Annotated in this window: 19 protein-coding genes; 8 read left to right on the top strand and 11 right to left on the bottom strand. The window is 39.0% G+C overall.

The genetic code is table 11. From position 1 onward, the window contains the following. Positions 1–4: 4 nt before the first annotated feature. Genes grxC through gpsA form a run of 3 tightly spaced genes read left to right on the top strand, consistent with a single transcriptional unit; the run spans position 5 to position 1,795 of the window. Positions 5–262, top strand: coding sequence for a glutaredoxin 3 (gene grxC, locus ALFOR1_RS14450; RefSeq protein WP_104643373.1), 258 nt, complete (start codon positions 5–7; stop codon positions 260–262). Positions 263–298: 36 nt separating this feature from the next. Beyond that, a complete protein-coding gene (secB, locus tag ALFOR1_RS14445) occupies positions 299–784 on the top strand; it encodes a protein-export chaperone SecB (RefSeq protein WP_058549391.1) in 486 nt (161 codons plus the stop codon). Positions 785–787: 3 nt separating this feature from the next. After that, positions 788–1,795, top strand: coding sequence for an NAD(P)H-dependent glycerol-3-phosphate dehydrogenase (gene gpsA / locus ALFOR1_RS14440; RefSeq protein ID WP_104643372.1), 1,008 nt, complete (start codon positions 788–790; stop codon positions 1,793–1,795). 70 nt (positions 1,796–1,865) lie between these two features. Here the strand turns inward: gpsA and trmL are convergent, their stop codons facing one another. Continuing rightward, on the bottom strand, positions 1,866–2,330 hold the full coding sequence (gene trmL / locus ALFOR1_RS14435; protein WP_104643371.1) for a tRNA (uridine(34)/cytosine(34)/5-carboxymethylaminomethyluridine(34)-2'-O)-methyltransferase TrmL: 465 nt from the start codon (positions 2,328–2,330) through the stop codon (positions 1,866–1,868). 154 nt (positions 2,331–2,484) lie between these two features. On the opposite strand from trmL, the gene ALFOR1_RS14430 reads away from it, so the two are divergent. Continuing rightward, positions 2,485–3,354: a cation diffusion facilitator family transporter gene (locus ALFOR1_RS14430; protein ID WP_104643679.1), complete on the top strand. Its 870-nt coding sequence runs from the start codon at positions 2,485–2,487 to the stop codon at positions 3,352–3,354. On the opposite strand, the gene ALFOR1_RS14425 is transcribed toward ALFOR1_RS14430, so the two are convergent. Genes ALFOR1_RS14425 through ALFOR1_RS14415 form a run of 3 tightly spaced genes read right to left on the bottom strand, consistent with a single transcriptional unit; the run spans position 3,327 to position 6,363 of the window. After that, a complete protein-coding gene (locus ALFOR1_RS14425; protein ID WP_104643370.1) occupies positions 3,327–4,274 on the bottom strand; it encodes an alpha/beta fold hydrolase in 948 nt (315 codons plus the stop codon). The two genes, ALFOR1_RS14430 and ALFOR1_RS14425, sit on opposite strands and share 28 nt — an antisense overlap. A gap of 3 nt (positions 4,275–4,277) precedes the next feature. After that, positions 4,278–5,693: an ATP-binding protein gene (locus ALFOR1_RS14420; protein WP_104643369.1), complete on the bottom strand. Its 1,416-nt coding sequence runs from the start codon at positions 5,691–5,693 to the stop codon at positions 4,278–4,280. Beyond that, complete coding sequence (locus ALFOR1_RS14415) at positions 5,671–6,363, bottom strand: response regulator transcription factor (RefSeq protein WP_058549396.1); 693 nt, start codon at positions 6,361–6,363, stop codon at positions 5,671–5,673. Before ALFOR1_RS14415 ends, ALFOR1_RS14420 begins: the two co-directional genes overlap by 23 nt. Positions 6,364–6,538: 175 nt before the next feature. Here ALFOR1_RS14415 and ALFOR1_RS14410 point away from each other — a divergent pair, with 175 nt between their 5' ends. Continuing rightward, the gene (locus tag ALFOR1_RS14410) at positions 6,539–7,030 is read left to right on the top strand and encodes a Spy/CpxP family protein refolding chaperone (RefSeq protein ID WP_104643368.1); all 492 of its coding nucleotides are present in this window, start codon (positions 6,539–6,541) and stop codon (positions 7,028–7,030) included. Between the two features lie 73 nt (positions 7,031–7,103). On the opposite strand, the gene yacG is transcribed toward ALFOR1_RS14410, so the two are convergent. The 7 genes from yacG to nadC all read right to left on the bottom strand — a co-directional run bounded on the left by yacG (position 7,104) and on the right by nadC (position 14,102). Further along, complete coding sequence (gene yacG / locus ALFOR1_RS14405; protein ID WP_058549398.1) at positions 7,104–7,334, bottom strand: DNA gyrase inhibitor YacG; 231 nt, start codon at positions 7,332–7,334, stop codon at positions 7,104–7,106. 58 nt (positions 7,335–7,392) lie between these two features. Continuing rightward, positions 7,393–9,069 carry a type IV-A pilus assembly ATPase PilB gene (gene pilB, locus ALFOR1_RS14400; RefSeq protein ID WP_104643367.1) on the bottom strand — a complete coding sequence of 559 codons (1,677 nt, stop codon included), beginning with the start codon at positions 9,067–9,069 and terminating at the stop codon, positions 7,393–7,395. A gap of 126 nt (positions 9,070–9,195) precedes the next feature. After that, positions 9,196–9,837, bottom strand: coding sequence for a dephospho-CoA kinase (coaE, locus tag ALFOR1_RS14395; RefSeq protein ID WP_104643366.1), 642 nt, complete (start codon positions 9,835–9,837; stop codon positions 9,196–9,198). A 1-nt stretch (position 9,838) separates the two neighbouring features. Next, positions 9,839–10,732, bottom strand: a complete 894-nt coding sequence (locus ALFOR1_RS14390) for a prepilin peptidase (protein WP_104643365.1) — start codon at positions 10,730–10,732, stop codon at positions 9,839–9,841. Positions 10,733–10,949: 217 nt separating this feature from the next. After that, positions 10,950–12,179 (bottom strand): type II secretion system F family protein, encoded by a 1,230-nt coding sequence (locus tag ALFOR1_RS14385; protein WP_104643364.1) that lies wholly within the window; start codon positions 12,177–12,179, stop codon positions 10,950–10,952. Positions 12,180–12,299: 120 nt separating this feature from the next. Next, the gene (locus ALFOR1_RS14380) at positions 12,300–12,752 is read right to left on the bottom strand and encodes a pilin (protein WP_269459735.1); all 453 of its coding nucleotides are present in this window, start codon (positions 12,750–12,752) and stop codon (positions 12,300–12,302) included. A gap of 498 nt (positions 12,753–13,250) precedes the next feature. Further along, positions 13,251–14,102: a carboxylating nicotinate-nucleotide diphosphorylase gene (gene nadC, locus ALFOR1_RS14375; RefSeq protein ID WP_104643363.1), complete on the bottom strand. Its 852-nt coding sequence runs from the start codon at positions 14,100–14,102 to the stop codon at positions 13,251–13,253. A 239-nt stretch (positions 14,103–14,341) separates the two neighbouring features. On the opposite strand from nadC, the gene ampD reads away from it, so the two are divergent. From ampD to pdhR, 3 genes are all read left to right on the top strand, one after another. Then, the gene (ampD, locus tag ALFOR1_RS14370; RefSeq protein WP_104643362.1) at positions 14,342–14,896 is read left to right on the top strand and encodes a 1,6-anhydro-N-acetylmuramyl-L-alanine amidase AmpD; all 555 of its coding nucleotides are present in this window, start codon (positions 14,342–14,344) and stop codon (positions 14,894–14,896) included. A gap of 13 nt (positions 14,897–14,909) precedes the next feature. Beyond that, entirely contained in the window at positions 14,910–15,761 is an 852-nt protein-coding gene (gene ampE / locus ALFOR1_RS14365; protein WP_104643361.1) for a beta-lactamase regulator AmpE, read from the top strand. A 407-nt stretch (positions 15,762–16,168) separates the two neighbouring features. Beyond that, a complete protein-coding gene (gene pdhR, locus ALFOR1_RS14360) occupies positions 16,169–16,918 on the top strand; it encodes a pyruvate dehydrogenase complex transcriptional repressor PdhR (protein ID WP_058549407.1) in 750 nt (249 codons plus the stop codon). The last annotated feature ends 88 nt before the right edge of the window (positions 16,919–17,006 follow it).

The raw sequence follows: 17,006 nt of genomic DNA, 5'->3' as shown, positions 1-17,006 counted from the left end.
TATTATGAGTAATGTTGTTTTATACACCAAAGCGTATTGTCCATTTTGTCAGCGCGCTCTTTCGCTTTTAAATAGCAAAGGCGTGGAATATACAAATATTGATATTGGTGTACAGCCTGAACTTCGCGATGAAATGATCGCCAAAACAGGCGGCGCAAGCACAGTACCGCAAATTTTTATTAATAATGAACATATCGGTGGCTGCGACGACATGATGGCAATAGAAGCGCAAGGTAAACTTGACGCTAAGCTAAACGCTTAAACTTAAATTATAATAACGAACAAGTTAGGAAAAACAATGAACGAAGAAACTCAAAACGCAGCAGCTGCACAAGAAGGCGCACAATTTACTATTCAACGCATTTACACTAAAGATGTATCGTTTGAGACGCCAAACTCACCAGCTATTTTTCAAAAAGAATGGACGCCAGAAGTTAAGCTAGACCTAGATACTCGCTCTAACAAGTTAGATGAAGGCGTGTTTGAAGTTGTTCTAGCGTTAACTGTAACCGCATCTATTGGCGAAGAAACTGCGTTTTTATGTGAAATTCAACAAGCAGGTATTTTTACTATTGCTGAAGTTGAAGAAGTGCAACTTGCACACATGCTAGGTGCATTTTGTCCTAACGTGTTATTCCCGTATGCTCGTGAAGCAGTATCAAATTTAGTTAATCGTGGTACTTTCCCACAGCTTAACCTTGCGCCAGTTAATTTTGACGCATTGTTTGCACAATACATGCAACAACGTACTGCGCAAACAGACCAGGTTACAGCAGACGCATAATCTATGAGTACAGCAACTACAGCTGTTACTGTATTAGGGGCGGGGTCTTACGGCACCGCCCTTGCTATTTGCTTAGCCCGAAATGGTCATAACGTGACTCTTTGGGGTAGAAATAGCGACGACGTTGCCACGCTTGCAGCTGAGCGGAAAAATCAACGTTACTTACCTGATGCTCCTTTCCCAGACACTCTTACTCTTGAAGCCGACTTACATCAAGCCGTTGCTAGCAGCAAAATTGTACTTGTTGTGGTACCAAGCCATGCATTTGGCGACACACTTCAACAAATTAAACCTGCATTACAAGAGGGTGCTGAGATTGCGTGGGCTACTAAAGGCCTTGAGCCAAATACAGGGCGCTTACTGCAAGAAGTAGCTTTACAAGAGTTAGGTGACGAAGTTGCGCTTGCCGTGCTTTCTGGTCCTACATTTGCTAAAGAAATGGCAATGGGTTTACCTACCGCTATTTCTGTTTCGTCTACGTCGCCTGAGTTTGCTCAGCAATTAGCTGATTTACTTCATTGTGGCCGCTCATTTCGTGTGTATAACAATGACGACTTTATTGGTATACAGCTAGGTGGTGCGGTTAAAAATGTCATTGCTATTGGTGCCGGTATTTCGGACGGTGTGGGCTTTGGTGCAAATGCGCGAACCGCGCTTATTACTCGTGGGCTTGCAGAGTTAACTCGCTTAGGTTGCGCTCTAGGTGCAAAGCCAGAAACCTTTATGGGTATGGCAGGCCTTGGCGATTTAATCTTAACCTGTACAGATAATCAATCACGTAACCGTCGATTTGGTTTAGCACTTGGTAAAGGTGAAAGTGTAGAGGCAGCAATTGAGTCTATTGGCCAAGTAGTCGAAGGCTTTAGAAATACCAAAGAAGTGTATTTATTAGCGCAGCGTGCTGGCGTAGAAATGCCAATCACTGAGCAAATTTATAAAGTACTTTATGAAAATAAAGACATGAAAGAAGCCGCAATGGCGCTATTAGGCCGAGAGCAGCGTTCTGAATAAATCTATACAAAGTATACTTAAACTAAAAAACCGACGTTATGTCGGTTTTTTGTTGTTTGGTACAAGGTGTTTATTGCGCGTTAGGAAAGCCCAACTGGCGCCAAGATTCATACACAAATACGGCGACCGCGTTAGATAAGTTCATGCTGCGGCTGTTTGGCTGCATCGGAATGCGTACGCGTTGATCGTTTGGCAATGCTTGAATCATTTCATCAGGCAGGCCACGTGTTTCAGGGCCAAAGACTAAACAATCTCCCGCTTCGTAGCTAGCTTCATGATGAAACTGGCTGCCTTTAGTTGTACATGCATACACTTTTTTTGGCTTGCACTTTTCTAGGTAGGCTTCAAATGATGCATGACGCTGTACGTGGCTAAATTCGTGGTAATCAAGGCCTGCACGTTTTACACGCTTGTCGTCCCACTCAAACCCTAAAGGCTCAATTAAATGCAGCGCATAGCCTGTATTTGCACATAGGCGAATAATATTACCTGTATTAGGTGGAATTTCAGGTTGGTATAAAACAATATCCAGCATAATGAGCCTTTTTAGTAATCGGTTGAGCGCAGCAGTATACACGAAACCTTTTAAAAAAATGATATACTCAATGCATTGAATACAGTGATTAACGGATATACGCGTGCACAACCGCAGCTACGAATTTTGGGTTAAAACCTCAAGTATTGTCACCATGGTTATGGTGAGCTTAATGATTGGCGCAAAAACATGGGCATGGCTTGCGTCAGGCTCTGCTTCAATGCTTGGCTCATTGACTGATTCGTTAATGGATATAACAGCCACAGCCATGAGTTTTTTGGTATTAGGTTATGCACTGCGACCAGCCGATGACGATCACCGTTTTGGGCATGGTAAAGCTGAGGCGCTTGCAGGATTAGGGCAGGCAGCATTTATTGCAGGATCAGGTTGTTTACTTGCATTTCATGGTATTGAACGCTTATTTAATCCAATACAGTTAACGCATTCTTTATTGGGCGTATGGGTAAGTATTTTTGCAATTGTGTGTACGCTGGTAATTGTATTTGTACAAAATAAAGTAGTTAAGTACACCGACTCTATTGCTATAAAAGCCGATTCAGTACATTACAAAGGCGATTTAATATTAAATGCTGCCGTGCTATTGGCTATTTTACTCGCTTATTATGGCGTACTTTATGCCGATCCCCTTTTTGCAATTGGGGTGGCGGGCTACTTACTTTATAACAGTTGGGATATAGCGCGTGATAGTGCCGATCATTTAATGGATAAAGAGCTGCCAGATGATGAAAAGCAAAGCATATTCGATATAGCTAAAGAACATGCCGATGTGCATGGTGTACACGGTATTCGAACTCGCCAAGGCGGGAAAATTAAGTTCATCCAAATGCATTTAGAGCTAGATGATAACTTAAGTTTAATACGTGCCCATAATGTGGCTGATGAAGTGGAAGCCATGATAAGTGCACGTTTTGAATCTGAGGTAGATATACTCATCCACCTCGATCCACTTTCTGTTTTAGTAAATCCTAGCACTGTTCAAGAAGTAACAGACTCACAAAACTGATAAAAGTTAGTTAATAGCGGCTTTCGAATCTCGTCACGTTCAAAAAGTAGCTCGTGTTTTGCATCTTCAAAACTCTCGATTGTTGCATGAGCATGCCTTTTTGCAAGGCTATACTGTGCTTCGTTATTAACCACTGTATCGCTAGCTGCACTTGCTATAAACAAAGGGATTGGTACGTTTAGCTTATCAATAGACTTTAAAAACGCTATCGTAGCTGCTAGCCAGCCAAACGTAACGCCACCTAATTGTATGTTAGGTTCTAATTTATAGGTTTGCCTAAAGTAGGTGTAACGTTCCTCGCTGCTAGTAAGTACGTTTTCAGTAAATGGAATTGGATTATAGTTGCCTTGTCCAAAAGCATAAAAAGAGTGTAGGCCAAGCAAAGTGGCTAACTTAACAATAAATTGCGTTGGTATTTTTGGTACGTCTTTTGTAAAAATATCAAACATAGGCGCAGACAAAAACACGCCTTTATAGCTGTTTTCAAATTTTGCTAAGTAATCAATCGCTATCGCGCTACCCATTGAATGAGCCAGCATGACTTTTTTACCCTGCCAATGCTTTGAAACTATTTGCTGATCAAAGTTATTTAGGTCACTGCTGTAGTTATTATAGTGTTTTACAAAGCCTTTATGCTTATTTTTAAGATGCCTGTAAGAGCGCCCTTGACCTTGATGATCCATAATAAACACAGCAAAATTATTACAATACAGCTCCCATATCAGTTCTTTATACTTTTCTAGGCCTTCAACACGGCCCGTACTAATTACTACAGCAGTTGCAGCATTGTCAGGGATTGCGTATGCGTAAAATAGCTTTCCTGCAGGTGTATCTAAGTAGCTTTTAGTTAAATGTGAAGTATAAAAAACATTAATGGCCTCTTGATTACTCTCAAGCTGGGCTTCTGAACTATAAAACATGTTTTACTCTTTGATTAATGGCAAGGTTATATTAGCACACAAGCCACCTTGTTCTTTATTCGATAAGACTAAATTTCCGCCATGCGCGGTAATGGCATTTTTAGCAATAGCAAGCCCTAGGCCAGTCCCTCCACTTACGCGATCGCGAGCATCTGATTGTCTAAAAAACGGTTCACAAAGCTTGCTTAGCTGCTCATTAGGTACACCTGACCCATCGTCACATATTTCTATATAAATGGCATTTGAATGCTTTAGGGTTATGCTAATGGTGTGTTGAGCATATTTAATCGCATTACGAAGTAAGTTTTCAAGCGCGCTGGCTATTAGTGCCTCATCGCAATTAATATTTACAGCCACACTACCCGTAACTTTTAGCTGTTTATTATTTTGTTTAGCTTCAAATTGAGCATCATTAATTACGTGATCGACAATAACTTGTAAAGACTGCTTTTGCAGCGAAAGCGCTTGGCTTTTTGCCTCTAAACGAGAAACCTGTAATACGTCGGCTATCATTTTATCAAGCTGGTTTGCTTCTTTTTCTATACGTAATAAATACGATTGGCTGGGTTCGTTAGCCTGCATTTGTGCAAGCCCTGTAGCCATTTTTAAACGTGTTAGAGGTGAGCGAAGTTCATGCGATATATCGGCAAGTAAACGCTTTTGTGAGCTAATAAGTAGCTCTAACTGATTAGCCATACTGTTAAAATCGCGTCCAAGAACGCCTAGTTCATCTTTACGGTTTAATGGAATATCGGCCCTGGCGGTTAAGTCGCCGGCAGATAATTTTATAGCGGCTTTTTTTAGGCTATTTATAGGAGCGATTAAGTTACGGCTAAATACAAAGCTCAAAACCAGTGAGGCCGCAATTGCAATAAATATCTTCATCCAATTAGGCATTAGTTTAAAGCGTAAAAGTAGCGGTGGTTGATGGTTTATATCTATTTCGTATAGATAAAAACTTCCTTCCGGCACATTTATATTTACAGGCCCGAACGCCTGGTATTTTTCGGTAAAAATAACTTGTGGAGACATATTTTGAGTAAAGTTTAATAAACTAAGATCTATATTTTCCGGTACTTCTTTATTGCTGCGGGCATCTTCGCCTTGCGCAGCGCTTAAATATAAAAGCTTACGTTTTGTGAGTCTTGGATGTACTAATATTTCGTTTAAGCTGCGTTTATGCTTTATTACTGATCGCTCTACACTTTTGGCTGTGTATATTAGGTTTTTTTTCATCGGGCCAGATAGTGGCTCGTTGGTTACAGCATTAATTGCGGTTATGTTACTCAAAAATACAAGAGCCGCTACAGTGCCAATTATAGTTAGCCAAAACCAAAAAAATATTTTAAAAAATAAGTAATGCCTAGGGTGTTTTAGCCAAGCAAAATACACGTTATTATTCGCCTTGGATAAAGACATAGCCCGTACCTCGCATGGTTTTAATTCGCTCGGCTTGTATATGCTCTGCTATTTTTTTACGTATATTACTTACATGCATATCAATAGAGCGGTCGAAAGAGGCTAGGCGCCGGCCTAAAACTTCCTCACTTATTTGTTCTTTACTCACAACTTCGCCAGCGTTTTTACATAATAGCGCTAAAATTTCGTACTCGGTGCCAGTAAGAGTCAGTGTGGAGTTATTAATTGAAGCTTCGCGCGCAGCAAGGTTTACGGTAATCCCATTAACAAGCAGCTTATTATTGGTAGTGGGTACGCTTAAGCTATTAATATGCTCTATACGGCGGGTTATTGCTTTAACACGGGCTAGTAGCTCACGATGGTTAAAAGGTTTAGGTATATAATCGTCGGCGCCAAGCTCTAAGCCAAAAATGCGGTCGAAGTCTTCGCCTTTAGCGGTAAGCATTATGACCGGTGTAAGCTTTGTTTGCCTAAGTTGTTTAAGTACTTCAAAACCATCAAGTGTAGGTAGCATTACATCTAATAATATAAGTGCGTAGTCGTTTGTTTGAGCTAACTTTAGACCTTGAGCACCGTCGTGTACGCTTTGAATTTCAAAGCCTTGCGCAGTCAAGTACTCACTTAAAAGCTCACAAAGGCCAGTGTCGTCGTCAATCATTAATAGTTTCATTTCAAACCCTTAGGCAATTCTCATATTGTTATTTTACTTCTAAAATTGTGCAAAAGTGAATCTTTACACAACCTTTACACTGCTTTGCGTTACTTTGCGTTGAGTTATGTATAGTTAACTCACTGGCTTAGCAGTCACAACCAAATTCAATCCATCCAATATTAAGGTGATGATTATGACTAAAGTAAATACACTTTCAAAATTAGTACTTATTTGTGGTCTAGCAACGGCTACACTTGGCGCAGGCAGCGTATTAGCTAAAGGCGGCATGCATGACAAGCAAGGCCATTCCCCAGCGCGTTTTTTACTTTCTGAGCGCGGTGCCGAAAAGCTTGATTTAACCGATGAGCAGCAAACTAAGCTCGAAGCTATATTTGAAGCGCAAAAAACGCAAATGAAAGCATTGCGAGGCGACGATAAAGAAGCACGTAAAGCGATGCGCGAAGCACATAAAGCTAAAATGGATGCGCTACTTTCAGCGGCAACCTTTGATGAAAATGCAGCAAAAGAGCTGTTAAATGCTCGCCACGATAAAGGCGAACAGTTTGGCTTAATTAAGCTAAAAACTCAGCACCAAGTACTGCAAGTACTTAACGCAGAGCAAAAAGAAAAATTTGCTAAAATGCAAAAACGCATGGGCAAAAAGCACCGTAAGCAAAGAGACTAATCGTTTAATTATAGATTAAACACTAAAAAGCCAGCTTAATGCTGGCTTTTTCTATCAATATAATCACTTAAACTTATTTAAAAAACTCGTCTTCATTTTTTGCCATCATGGCTTCAATATCTTCAATCATGTCTTGGCTAAACTGTTCAGCCGAAGTGATTGGCGCTGAAATTTTGTTATTTTCAAACGACCATTCACCTAAATCAATAAGTTGGCAACGTTTTGAACAAAAAGGGCGGTGTGGGCTTTGCTCAGACCATTCAACTTTGTTTTTACACGTTGGACAGTTAACAATAGTTGGCATACTTTACTCTCTAAATTTTTTATTTATAGCTCTAAAGGCAACCCTTAGAGCTATACACTTACATATTAGTTACGCGGTTTATTTCAGCCAGAGGCGTTAAACCATCGGCGGCTTTTCGTAAACCCGATAGGCGTAAATTATTAAACCCAGCTTTAAGGGAAACCTCTGCTATTTCTAGTGAGTTACCACCACGCATAATAATTTGTGCAATTTCTGGCGTAATTTGCATTACTTCATAAATACCTACACGGCCTTTATAGCCATCGGTACAACTATCACAGCCTTTAGGTGCGTAGAGTGTCATATCTTCAATTTGCTTAGCTGTAAAACCTTGGCGAGACAGTTCTTCACTCGGTAGTTGCTCTGGCGTTTTACACTTAGGACATAATCGGCGCGCTAATCGCTGGGCTATAATTAAGCTAATAGAGCTTGCCACGTTATAAGCTGGTACGCCCATATTTAATAAACGTGTAATGGTTTCGGGAGCAGAGTTTGTATGCAGTGTTGATAACACTAAGTGACCCGTTTGCGCTGCCTTAATTGATATTTCAGCGGTTTCAAGGTCACGTATTTCACCTACCATTACTACATCAGGATCTTGACGTAAAAATGCACGCAGTGCGTTTGCAAAAGTCATCTCGGCTTTAGGGTTTATTTGTACTTGGTTAACCCCTTCGAGGTTTATTTCTACGGGATCCTCTGCGGTACTAATATTTCGCTCTGGCTGGTTTAAAATATTTAAGCCTGTATAAAGTGATACTGTTTTACCAGAACCTGTAGGACCTGTAACTAGTATCATGCCTTGTGGCTGAGCAAGGGCATCCATGTAGAGTTTTTTCTGCTCTTCTTCATAGCCGAGTACATCAATGCCTAGCATAGCGCTTGATGAGTCTAAGATACGCATTACTATTTTTTCGCCCCAAAGGGTCGGCATAGTACTTACACGAAAATCGATACTTTTTCGTTCAGTAATTTTTAATTTAATCCGGCCATCTTGCGGTTTACGTTTTTCAGCAATATCGAGCCTCGACATTACTTTTATACGTGCAGAAAGCTTAGTAGAAAGCGTATTAGGTGGGCTGGCTACTTCATGCAAAATTCCGTCTATACGAAAGCGAATGCGGTATTTATGCTCGTACGGTTCAAAGTGTAAATCTGACGCGCCTTTTTTAATGGCATCCATTAAAATTTTATTGATGTAAACAATGATTGGCGCATCGTCTTTGTCATCATCTTTAGGAGCGGTTTCTTTTGCGCTTTCTGTATCTAAATCGGCAAACTCTTTAAACTCATCATCACTTAAATTTAAGCTACCAGTGGCATCTAGTAACTGCTCTATTTTATTGTCGAGTTGAATGTAATCAACCACCACCACTTCACACGATAAACCCGTACTAAATTCAAAGTTTTCAAAGGCACCGTAATCAGTAGGATCTGAGGCGGCAATGTATACTTTTCTATCTTTTTGAACAAGCGGTAAAATATGGTGCTTACGGATCAGCTTTTCTTTTACAAGATCAGCTGGAATAGATGCAGGGTCAAAGTCTTTTAAATCAAAATAGGGTACGCGGAACAAATCAATACATTGCTCAGCTAAATCTAGACTATCGATTTTTCCGCATTTAGAAATAAGCTCAGCAGTTGAGGCAAATTCGTTTTGTTTTGCTTTAACCGTGTCGGCATCAATACGGCCAAGGGTAATAAATTTTCTCAATAACGGTGAGTTAATATTCATTGCGCACCTGTTTTATTCCTTCAATAGTAAGCAATTTATCAGAAACAAGAAGGGGATTACATTATCTTTCGTTCTTTGCTGCGATTTTACTAACTAAAATATAAGTTTATATGAGTTATGACACTATTAATGGGATTTAGTTTTACTGTTTAAAGCATAGTGTAGGTAATTTTTATGAAGAACAACAAGTTCTGCATGAACGAGCTTTAAATCGCGGTCATTATTTAGAATGTCATCTGCTTTTTGCTGTTTATCTTCACGAGACATTTGCGCAGTAATAATACTTTTTACTTGCTCAATTGTTGTATTATCGCGTTTTGCCGTACGCTCAATTTGTACAGAGGTTGGTACATCAATAAGTAAGGTATGGTTGCAATATCTATCGAGGTTATTTTCAAATAATAAAGGGGCTACTAATACAACATAAGGGCTTGTTGCATTATTTAAATCGGCCAATATTTTTTTTCGAATAAGTGGGTGAAGCAGTGCGTTTAGCCATTTTTTATTTTCATGATTAGTAAAAATTTTAGTGCGCAGTGCTGCTCTATTTAATGTGCCATCGGGCAGTAAAATATCTTTACCAAAGTGCGCGATAATAGCGTTTAGCCCTTCACTATTTGGCTCTACTACTTCACGAGCAATTATATCGGCATCAACAACAGTAATAGCTAATTCTTCAAACATATTGCTAACGGCTGTTTTACCGCAGCCAATACCGCCCGTTAAGCCTAGCACCCAGTTATTTATTTTAGCTGTTTGCTCACCCATACTAATAGCCAATTAAATTAAAATACATATTTTGAATTTGACTGCCCCACAATAGTGTTATCCAACCCGCTATTGCTAAATAAGGGCCAAAAGGGATTGGTGTGGCTTTGTCTTTACCTTGAATGCTTAAAAGGGCAATACCTATAATTGCACCCACTACGCTCGAAAGCAGAATAATAGTTAAAAGTGATTGCCAACCAAGAAGTGCGCCAAATACAGCGAGTAGTTTAAAATCGCCATAACCCATGCCTTCTTTGCCGGTTAGTAACTTAAATAACCAAAACACACTCCATAAGCTTAAATAGCCAAAAGCGGCACCCATAATTGCATCTCTTGGCGTAATTGTAATTCCGGCAACAGCGGCAATAAGTGCCAGCCAAACAAGCGGTAAAGTTAGCTGATCGGGTAGCAGCATGTGGTCAATATCGATAAAGGTTAGCGCTACTAAAATCCATGTTACAAAAATATATAAAAGGGCTTGCTCTGTAGCACCAAAGCTATAAGCAACAATAAGGCTTAGTATGGCTGTAATTGCCTCAACAGCAGGGTAACGAACTGAAATAGGGTTACTACAACTCGCGCATTTAGCTTTTAGCAAAAGCCAGCTAATAACAGGAATATTTTGCCAAGGTTTAATGGCTGTTTTACATTTTGGGCAGGTAGAGTTAGGTTTTACTAAGTTAAAAGGCTCACTGGTGTTAGCTTGCTTAGATTTATTGGCAGTAAGTTCATCTTCTAGTAGTAGCCTACATTCGCTTTGCCATTCGCGTTGCATCATGAGTGGTAAGCGGTAAATAACCACATTTAAAAAACTGCCTACACATAAACTGACTAAGCCAACGGTGGTTAAATAAAACCACAATTGGCTTTGCATTACTTCAATAATACTTTGCATTTATTTACCTGAAACTAAAATTTTTTAATAATACAATTAAGAGGGCGCGATATAAAATCGTAATTAAAAACGCGACTACGCAGTTTATACCACGGTAGCGTAGCAGCTGGTTTACCCCGCGACTGTTACTATTACCCTGCGACGGTTACAATTACTGCGCGATGTAAATTCGCGACTACGTGTGTTTTTAAATAGGTGTTTATATTTTTTAAAGGTATTAAACAACAGCGCCAAGTTGGAAAATAGGCAAGTACATTGCGATAATCAAGCCACCAACTAACACACCGAGAACAGCCATAATAAGTGGTTCTAGTAAGCTTGAAAGGCCGTCTACTGCATCATCAACTTCTTGCTCATAAATAGTGGCTACTTTAGCAAGCATGCCATCTAAAGAGCCTGACTCCTCGCCAATCGCTACCATTTGAATAACCATATCAGGAAATATTTTAGAGTTACGCATTGCCCAGTTCATTTGGTTACCAGAGCTAACCTCAGCTTTTATATCTAGTATTGCATAGCGGTAAACTGCGTTACCGGATGCACCTGCTGCTGAGTCCAGCGCATCAACAAGTGGTACACCAGCTGCAAAGGTTGTAGAAAGCGTACGAGCATAACGCGCAACGGCTGCTTTATTTAAAATCATGCCAATTACTGGCAGTTTTAATATAGTTCTGTCGGTTGCATCTCTGAGTTTTAAACTTCTGAGCTTGGCTTCTTTAAAAGCCCAACCGGCCGCAACAATAGTAATTAATGCTACCCACCAATACTCCTGCATAAATTCAGATATACCAATTACAAATAGAGTAAATGCGGGAAGTTGTGCGCCAAACCCCTCAAAAATATCCTGAAATTGAGGCACTACAAATATAAGAAGTATTGATGTCACAATAAGTGCAACAATCAAAACTGCAATTGGGTAGAACATCGCTTTTTTAATTTTTGATTTCAGCGCTTCAGACTTTTCTTTATAAAGTGCAACACGGTCAAATATTTTATCAAGCGCACCGGATTGCTCGCCTGATGCTACTAAATCGCAATATAAATCATCAAAATAACGGGGGTGTTTTCTAAGCGCTTGGTTAAGTGGCTGACCTGCTTTAACTTCATCACCTATCGTTTCCATTAACTTAGTAACGCTTTTGTTGGTGGAGCCACTACCAATCATTTCAATTGATTGAATAAGTGGCACTCCCGCCATCAGCATAGTTGCAATCTGACGCGTAATTAGCGCGATATCTTTAGGGGTGATTTTTTGAACACTTTGAATACCAAACAGTGGTTTTGCTTTACGTTTTACTTTTGAGGGGGTTATACCTTGTTTACGAAGTTGTGCTTTGACTAATGCAACACTATTACCTGTAAGTTCACCTTCAAGTCGCTTACCTCTGGCGCTTACACCAATCCATGAAAACGTATCGAGTCCTTTCCTTTCTTGTTTTTTTGACATAATGGACCTGAACATAATCAATATTAAAAGGTAATAAAATCGAATAAGAGAAAAACTCTAAAGTTTTTCTCTTATATAATGTTTAATGTTCTTAATTAAATTATAAAAACAAACATATACTTATTCAACAGCAGCAGCTCTACATGCAGAAGGTAGGTATTGAGCATCTAAACCACTACAAACCCAACGTGAAATTTGACCACTATTTTCAACTGTAGGTGTCAAAGCCATAGTCTCACCTGAGTGAGCGCCATCATTGAAAGTAATGTTAACAACACCATCAGCAACTACAGCAACACCTTCAGCTGCAAAGTAACGTCCAGCTAATGCATCTGCTTGCGCACCAATGGCAGCATCATTTTCTATGCCGGTTGCACCACCGTTTTCAGACATATAAACACCAATATCTGAACGTAGCCCTGATGTAGCACTTAAACCCTCTGTTGCTTGTGCGCGAGCAGTGTAATCTTGATATGCAGGCAATGCAATTGCAGCAAGAATACCGATGATTGCTACTACAATCATTAATTCGATTAGGGTGAAACCCTGTTGTTTTTGAGTCATTGTTTTCATGTTTCCTCTCCTAAAGGATAGATTTTTGTAAGTTAAATCAGTTAAGTGGTTAAAACAACCAAACTTAATTTATCTGATTTACTTTACAGTTTTACTTAAAATAAATTTTTATTGCACTTTAGCTTTAGGGTATGAAACACAAAAGCTAGGTGTGAATTCATTATGTTTAGTACTAATTACATAAACATTACTAAATTTGCTGCTAGTTGCAGCAACAATCAGTATAGACATAAATAAAATAGTTTAGTTGCTTAAGTTTTTAATTCTTTTTTTTAAAAATTTAGGCTGATTTTTAAATCTAATTATTTATGATTGTTTTTTTTAATAAAATACTACAACAGGATTAGTGTATCATTTTATTTTAGGAATTAGCACATTACTTTTCCTAAAAAAGCTATTTTATTTAACAAAATGTTACAAAGTAAGCCTTTCGGATTATTAAATGTCTTTTTGCTTAGCTTGTCAATTAATTAGCATTATTAAAATTTAAATATAGCTTTAAAATTGCTCAAAACGCATAGATAAATCGATCGATTGTAAGTTTTTTGTTAATGCGCCGCTTGATATAAAATCTACACCCGCTTGCGAGTAAGTTTTGAGCGTTTCTAGGGTCATGTTGCCTGAAACTTCTAATTTGGCGCGTTTATTGGTTAAAACTACAGCTTGTTTAATTTGTTCTACGCTAAAGTTGTCGAGCATAATTATATCGGCGCCGGCTTCAATAGCTTGTTTAAGTTCTGGGAGTGATTCTACTTCTACTTCTACCGGTTTGTTTGGGTGGTTTTGTTTAGCTTGAGCCACTGCTTTATCAATACCGCCGCACGCTGCTATGTGGTTTTCTTTAATTAAAAACGCATCGAACAGGCCAATACGATGATTTGCGCCGCCACCACATTTTACTGCGTATTTTTGAAGTGCTCTAAGGCCGGGTATTGTCTTGCGGGTATCGAGTAATTGTGTAGTGGTGCCGCTTAGCTCTTTTACATAATGAGCGGTTGTAGTAGCTGTGCCCGATAAGGTTTGTACAAAGTTAAGAGCGGTACGTTCTGCTGTTAATATTGCACGAGCAGAACCTTTGGCAGTAAATAAAGTGCTATTAGCTGTAACAGTATCGCCATCATTTATAAGCACGTTCAGTTCAACACTTGGGTCTACTTGTTTAAAAACTTCAATAATGATGTCTTTGCCGCAAAAAACACAATCTTCGCGAGTTATTACTTTGGCGTTTGCTTGCTCATTTTGTGGGATCAGCTGAGCGGTAATATCGCCATCTTGCGCAGTTTGGTAATTTAAATCTTCATCTAAGGCGAGAGAAACAAGTTGGGTAATAAGCGTGTGCGAAATAGACATATGAAGGCTCATAAGTGTTAATAAATTAAGCAAATTTTACTATGTTTAAATAACTAATAGAAGTGCTTTTAGCTGAGAAGGTTTTTTATTAAGCTGCTTATTTAATATGACTAATAAAATTTAGATGGATGAGTGCGCTAAGTTAGCTTATTTACGCAAAGCGCAGTGCGCTATCATTATTTATATAATTCCTTTAGCATCAACCTTATATATTTTGGGATTTAACTAACAAGCGTATTATGAGAATAGATTTAAACGGTGTTGTTACTTCTATAGCGCAGCGCCCTTGTACACACTTTGATGAGCGCCTTGATGAAGCCGATATTTCTTTGTTGGTTATTCATAATATTTCACTGCCCGCAGGGCAGTTTGGTACCCCCTATGTTGATGATCTTTTTATGGGGGTTATTAATTGTGATGCTCATGCGAGTTTTAGTGATTTAAAAGGGCTTCGCGTGTCGGCGCATTGTTTTATTAAACGCACCGGCGAAATTATACAATACGTACCTTTTGCAAAGCGTGCTTGGCATGCGGGACAATCTGAATTTGATGGTATTACGGCATGTAATAATTTTAGTATTGGTATTGAGCTTGAGGGCACCGATACAACGCCATATACTTGTGCTCAGTACAAAACATTGGCGCTTATTAGTAAAGCTATAATGCAGCGCTACCCAAAAATTACACCTTCGCGAATTGTAGGGCATTGCGATATTGCACCTGGGCGCAAAACCGACCCTGGCGAGAGTTTTAACTGGCAATTGTTTTTAAATATGCTCCAGCAACCAAGTTAAGAGAGTTATTTCCATGATTTTAGTTTCAATAATAATTGCACTAATACTCGAGCGCTTAGGTGCACGGTCTAACTATTGGCAAATAAGTTATTACGCCAATGGTTATTTAAAACGTTCTACTAAGCTATTTGATGAAAAAGGTTTATTTGGTTCAGCCACTGGTTTTTTAGTGTGGTTATTTTTACCGGTTATAGCCATCGGGCTTATTTATTTACTATCTGATTTTGTGTTGTGGCAATTGGCTGTAAATATAGCGGTATTACTAGTTTGTTTTGGCTGTGCTAAACAGCGTGCTTTATATAAGTCGTATTTAAATGCATTAACACGTGATGACCAAGCAGCGGCTTCATTGTATGCATTACAAATAGGGCAAAAACATTTAGAAAATGAAGAAGGCGGCGAAACTTTTGGGCAAACACTTGCGTGGGTAAACTTTAGATTTTACTGCGCGGTAATTTTTTGGTTTGTATTATTAGGTGCACCAGGTGCTGTACTTTATGCATTAGTACGAACATTTGCCGACTTAGTACGAGAAGACCACAAGGTTATTTTTGCAAATCGCTTTAAGCTTATTCATAAATTATTATTTTGGCTTGATTGGTTACCGGCAAGAGTTACAAGCTTTGGTTATTTAGTCATTGGTAATTTTAATAAAGGTACCAGTTGCTGGCTACGTTATGTACTTAACTTTAAATCACCAAATCGTGAAGTTGTAACGTGTACAGCCCTCGCTGCAGAACAAGTTGAAAAACGTTATTACGGTTGCACTTACGAGGCAACCTGCATGATCAAGCTCGTTAAGCGTAACGTGCTCTTTTATTTAGTACTTATTGCACTGCTTACATTATTTGGCGGCCTATCTTAAATAATTAGATGCGGGGTAAACCCGCATCTATTATATCGCGCATGCTGCTTTACTCTTAGGTAATCAGGTGTGTATAAATAACTGCAGCCTCCTCGTTACTTCATCCTGCTACTAATTTCTTTAATAAATTCAACTAGAGCTAAAACTCTACTCTTTCTGGTCAGACCATTTGTTTTCATCTTATTAACTTTTAGGGAAGTTGACCTCAATTGTGCATTGTTTGATCTTCGTTCAAAATGCGTTACGCTACTTTAATTGCTCAAGCTGGCTGTAAATTGACAGCTATTAGGGTTTTTGATACCTTATTGAAAATTTTTGGTATGACCAATTTACCTTTTGGGCAAGTCATCCAACTCTACGCCATGTTTTTAGGGCTTTTGGTATTTATACAACGCGGACGTTGATTCATGTCTTTAAAGATTAAAGCAGCAAAATTATCTGATGTTATTTTACAGCAACTCGAGAACATGATTCTTGAAGGCTCTTTAGCACCAGGTGAAAAGTTGCCACCAGAGCGTGAACTAGCAAAGCAGTTTGAAGTGTCTCGTCCGTCATTGCGTGAGGCAATCCAAAAACTTGAAGCTAAAGGTTTAGTTACGCGTCGCCAAGGTGGCGGTACGTTTGTAAAAAATCAGCTTGAAGAAGGGCTAACCGATCCGTTATTTGAACTGATCAGTAAACATCCTGAATCGCAATTTGATTTACTAGAATTTCGTCATGCACTCGAAGGCATTGCTGCTTACTATGCAGCGCTGCGCGGAACCAGCACCGACTTTACCAAAGTAAAACAAAGCTTTGATAAAATTGCTTTAGTTAATGACGATTTACAGCAAAAAGCAAAAGCAATAAATGCCTTTCATTTTAGCGTTGCAGAAGCTTCGCACAATGTTGTTTTATTGCATTTGGTTAGAGGTATGCAAGCGCTGCTTGAGCAAAATGTACTGCAAAATTTAACTGTTTTATTAAAAAAATCAGATATAAGCAGTCAGTTAGCCCAACACAGGCGTTTATTAATGGATGCCGTTATTGATGGCAATCCAGAACAAGCCCGCTTAGCAAGTAATGCGCACTTAGCGTTTATTGAAGAAGCATTACTTGAAGCAGGTAAAGAGCATTCGCGAATTGAACGTAGTTTAAGACGCACAAAACAAAATTAAGCTAATACGCTGTACTTAGAACACACAAAATTAAGTATACGTTGTATTAAATTAACAACATTCGTATTTTAAACATAAGGAAACCTCC

This window comes from Pseudoalteromonas carrageenovora IAM 12662, assembly GCF_900239935.1.
GTDB classification, from domain to species: domain Bacteria; phylum Pseudomonadota; class Gammaproteobacteria; order Enterobacterales; family Alteromonadaceae; genus Pseudoalteromonas; species Pseudoalteromonas carrageenovora.
Note: the sequence above shows the minus strand (reverse complement) of the source record. Positions and strands in the feature narration are given on the sequence as shown.

Bases quoted from the DNA above. Each gene is read 5' to 3' on its own strand.
- ALFOR1_RS14410 (WP_104643368.1), top strand. From the start codon at position 6,539: ATGACTAAAGTAAATACACTTTCAAAATTAGTACTTATTTGTGGTCTA.
- nadC (WP_104643363.1), bottom strand. From the start codon at position 14,102: ATGTCTATTTCGCACACGCTTATTACCCAACTTGTTTCTCTCGCCTTA.
- yacG (WP_058549398.1), bottom strand. From the start codon at position 7,334: ATGCCAACTATTGTTAACTGTCCAACGTGTAAAAACAAAGTTGAATGG.
- ALFOR1_RS14390 (WP_104643365.1), bottom strand. From the start codon at position 10,732: ATGCAAAGTATTATTGAAGTAATGCAAAGCCAATTGTGGTTTTATTTA.
- ALFOR1_RS14430 (WP_104643679.1), top strand. From the start codon at position 2,485: ATGGTTATGGTGAGCTTAATGATTGGCGCAAAAACATGGGCATGGCTT.
- ALFOR1_RS14420 (WP_104643369.1), bottom strand. From the start codon at position 5,693: ATGTCTTTATCCAAGGCGAATAATAACGTGTATTTTGCTTGGCTAAAA.
- pilB (WP_104643367.1), bottom strand. From the start codon at position 9,069: ATGAATATTAACTCACCGTTATTGAGAAAATTTATTACCCTTGGCCGT.
- coaE (WP_104643366.1), bottom strand. From the start codon at position 9,837: ATGGGTGAGCAAACAGCTAAAATAAATAACTGGGTGCTAGGCTTAACG.
- ALFOR1_RS14415 (WP_058549396.1), bottom strand. From the start codon at position 6,363: ATGAAACTATTAATGATTGACGACGACACTGGCCTTTGTGAGCTTTTA.
- ALFOR1_RS14385 (WP_104643364.1), bottom strand. From the start codon at position 12,179: ATGTCAAAAAAACAAGAAAGGAAAGGACTCGATACGTTTTCATGGATT.
- pdhR (WP_058549407.1), top strand. From the start codon at position 16,169: ATGTCTTTAAAGATTAAAGCAGCAAAATTATCTGATGTTATTTTACAG.
- grxC (WP_104643373.1), top strand. From the start codon at position 5: ATGAGTAATGTTGTTTTATACACCAAAGCGTATTGTCCATTTTGTCAG.
- secB (WP_058549391.1), top strand. From the start codon at position 299: ATGAACGAAGAAACTCAAAACGCAGCAGCTGCACAAGAAGGCGCACAA.
- ALFOR1_RS14380 (WP_269459735.1), bottom strand. From the start codon at position 12,752: ATGAAAACAATGACTCAAAAACAACAGGGTTTCACCCTAATCGAATTA.
- trmL (WP_104643371.1), bottom strand. From the start codon at position 2,330: ATGCTGGATATTGTTTTATACCAACCTGAAATTCCACCTAATACAGGT.
- ampE (WP_104643361.1), top strand. From the start codon at position 14,910: ATGATTTTAGTTTCAATAATAATTGCACTAATACTCGAGCGCTTAGGT.
- ALFOR1_RS14425 (WP_104643370.1), bottom strand. From the start codon at position 4,274: ATGTTTTATAGTTCAGAAGCCCAGCTTGAGAGTAATCAAGAGGCCATT.
- gpsA (WP_104643372.1), top strand. From the start codon at position 788: ATGAGTACAGCAACTACAGCTGTTACTGTATTAGGGGCGGGGTCTTAC.
- ampD (WP_104643362.1), top strand. From the start codon at position 14,342: ATGAGAATAGATTTAAACGGTGTTGTTACTTCTATAGCGCAGCGCCCT.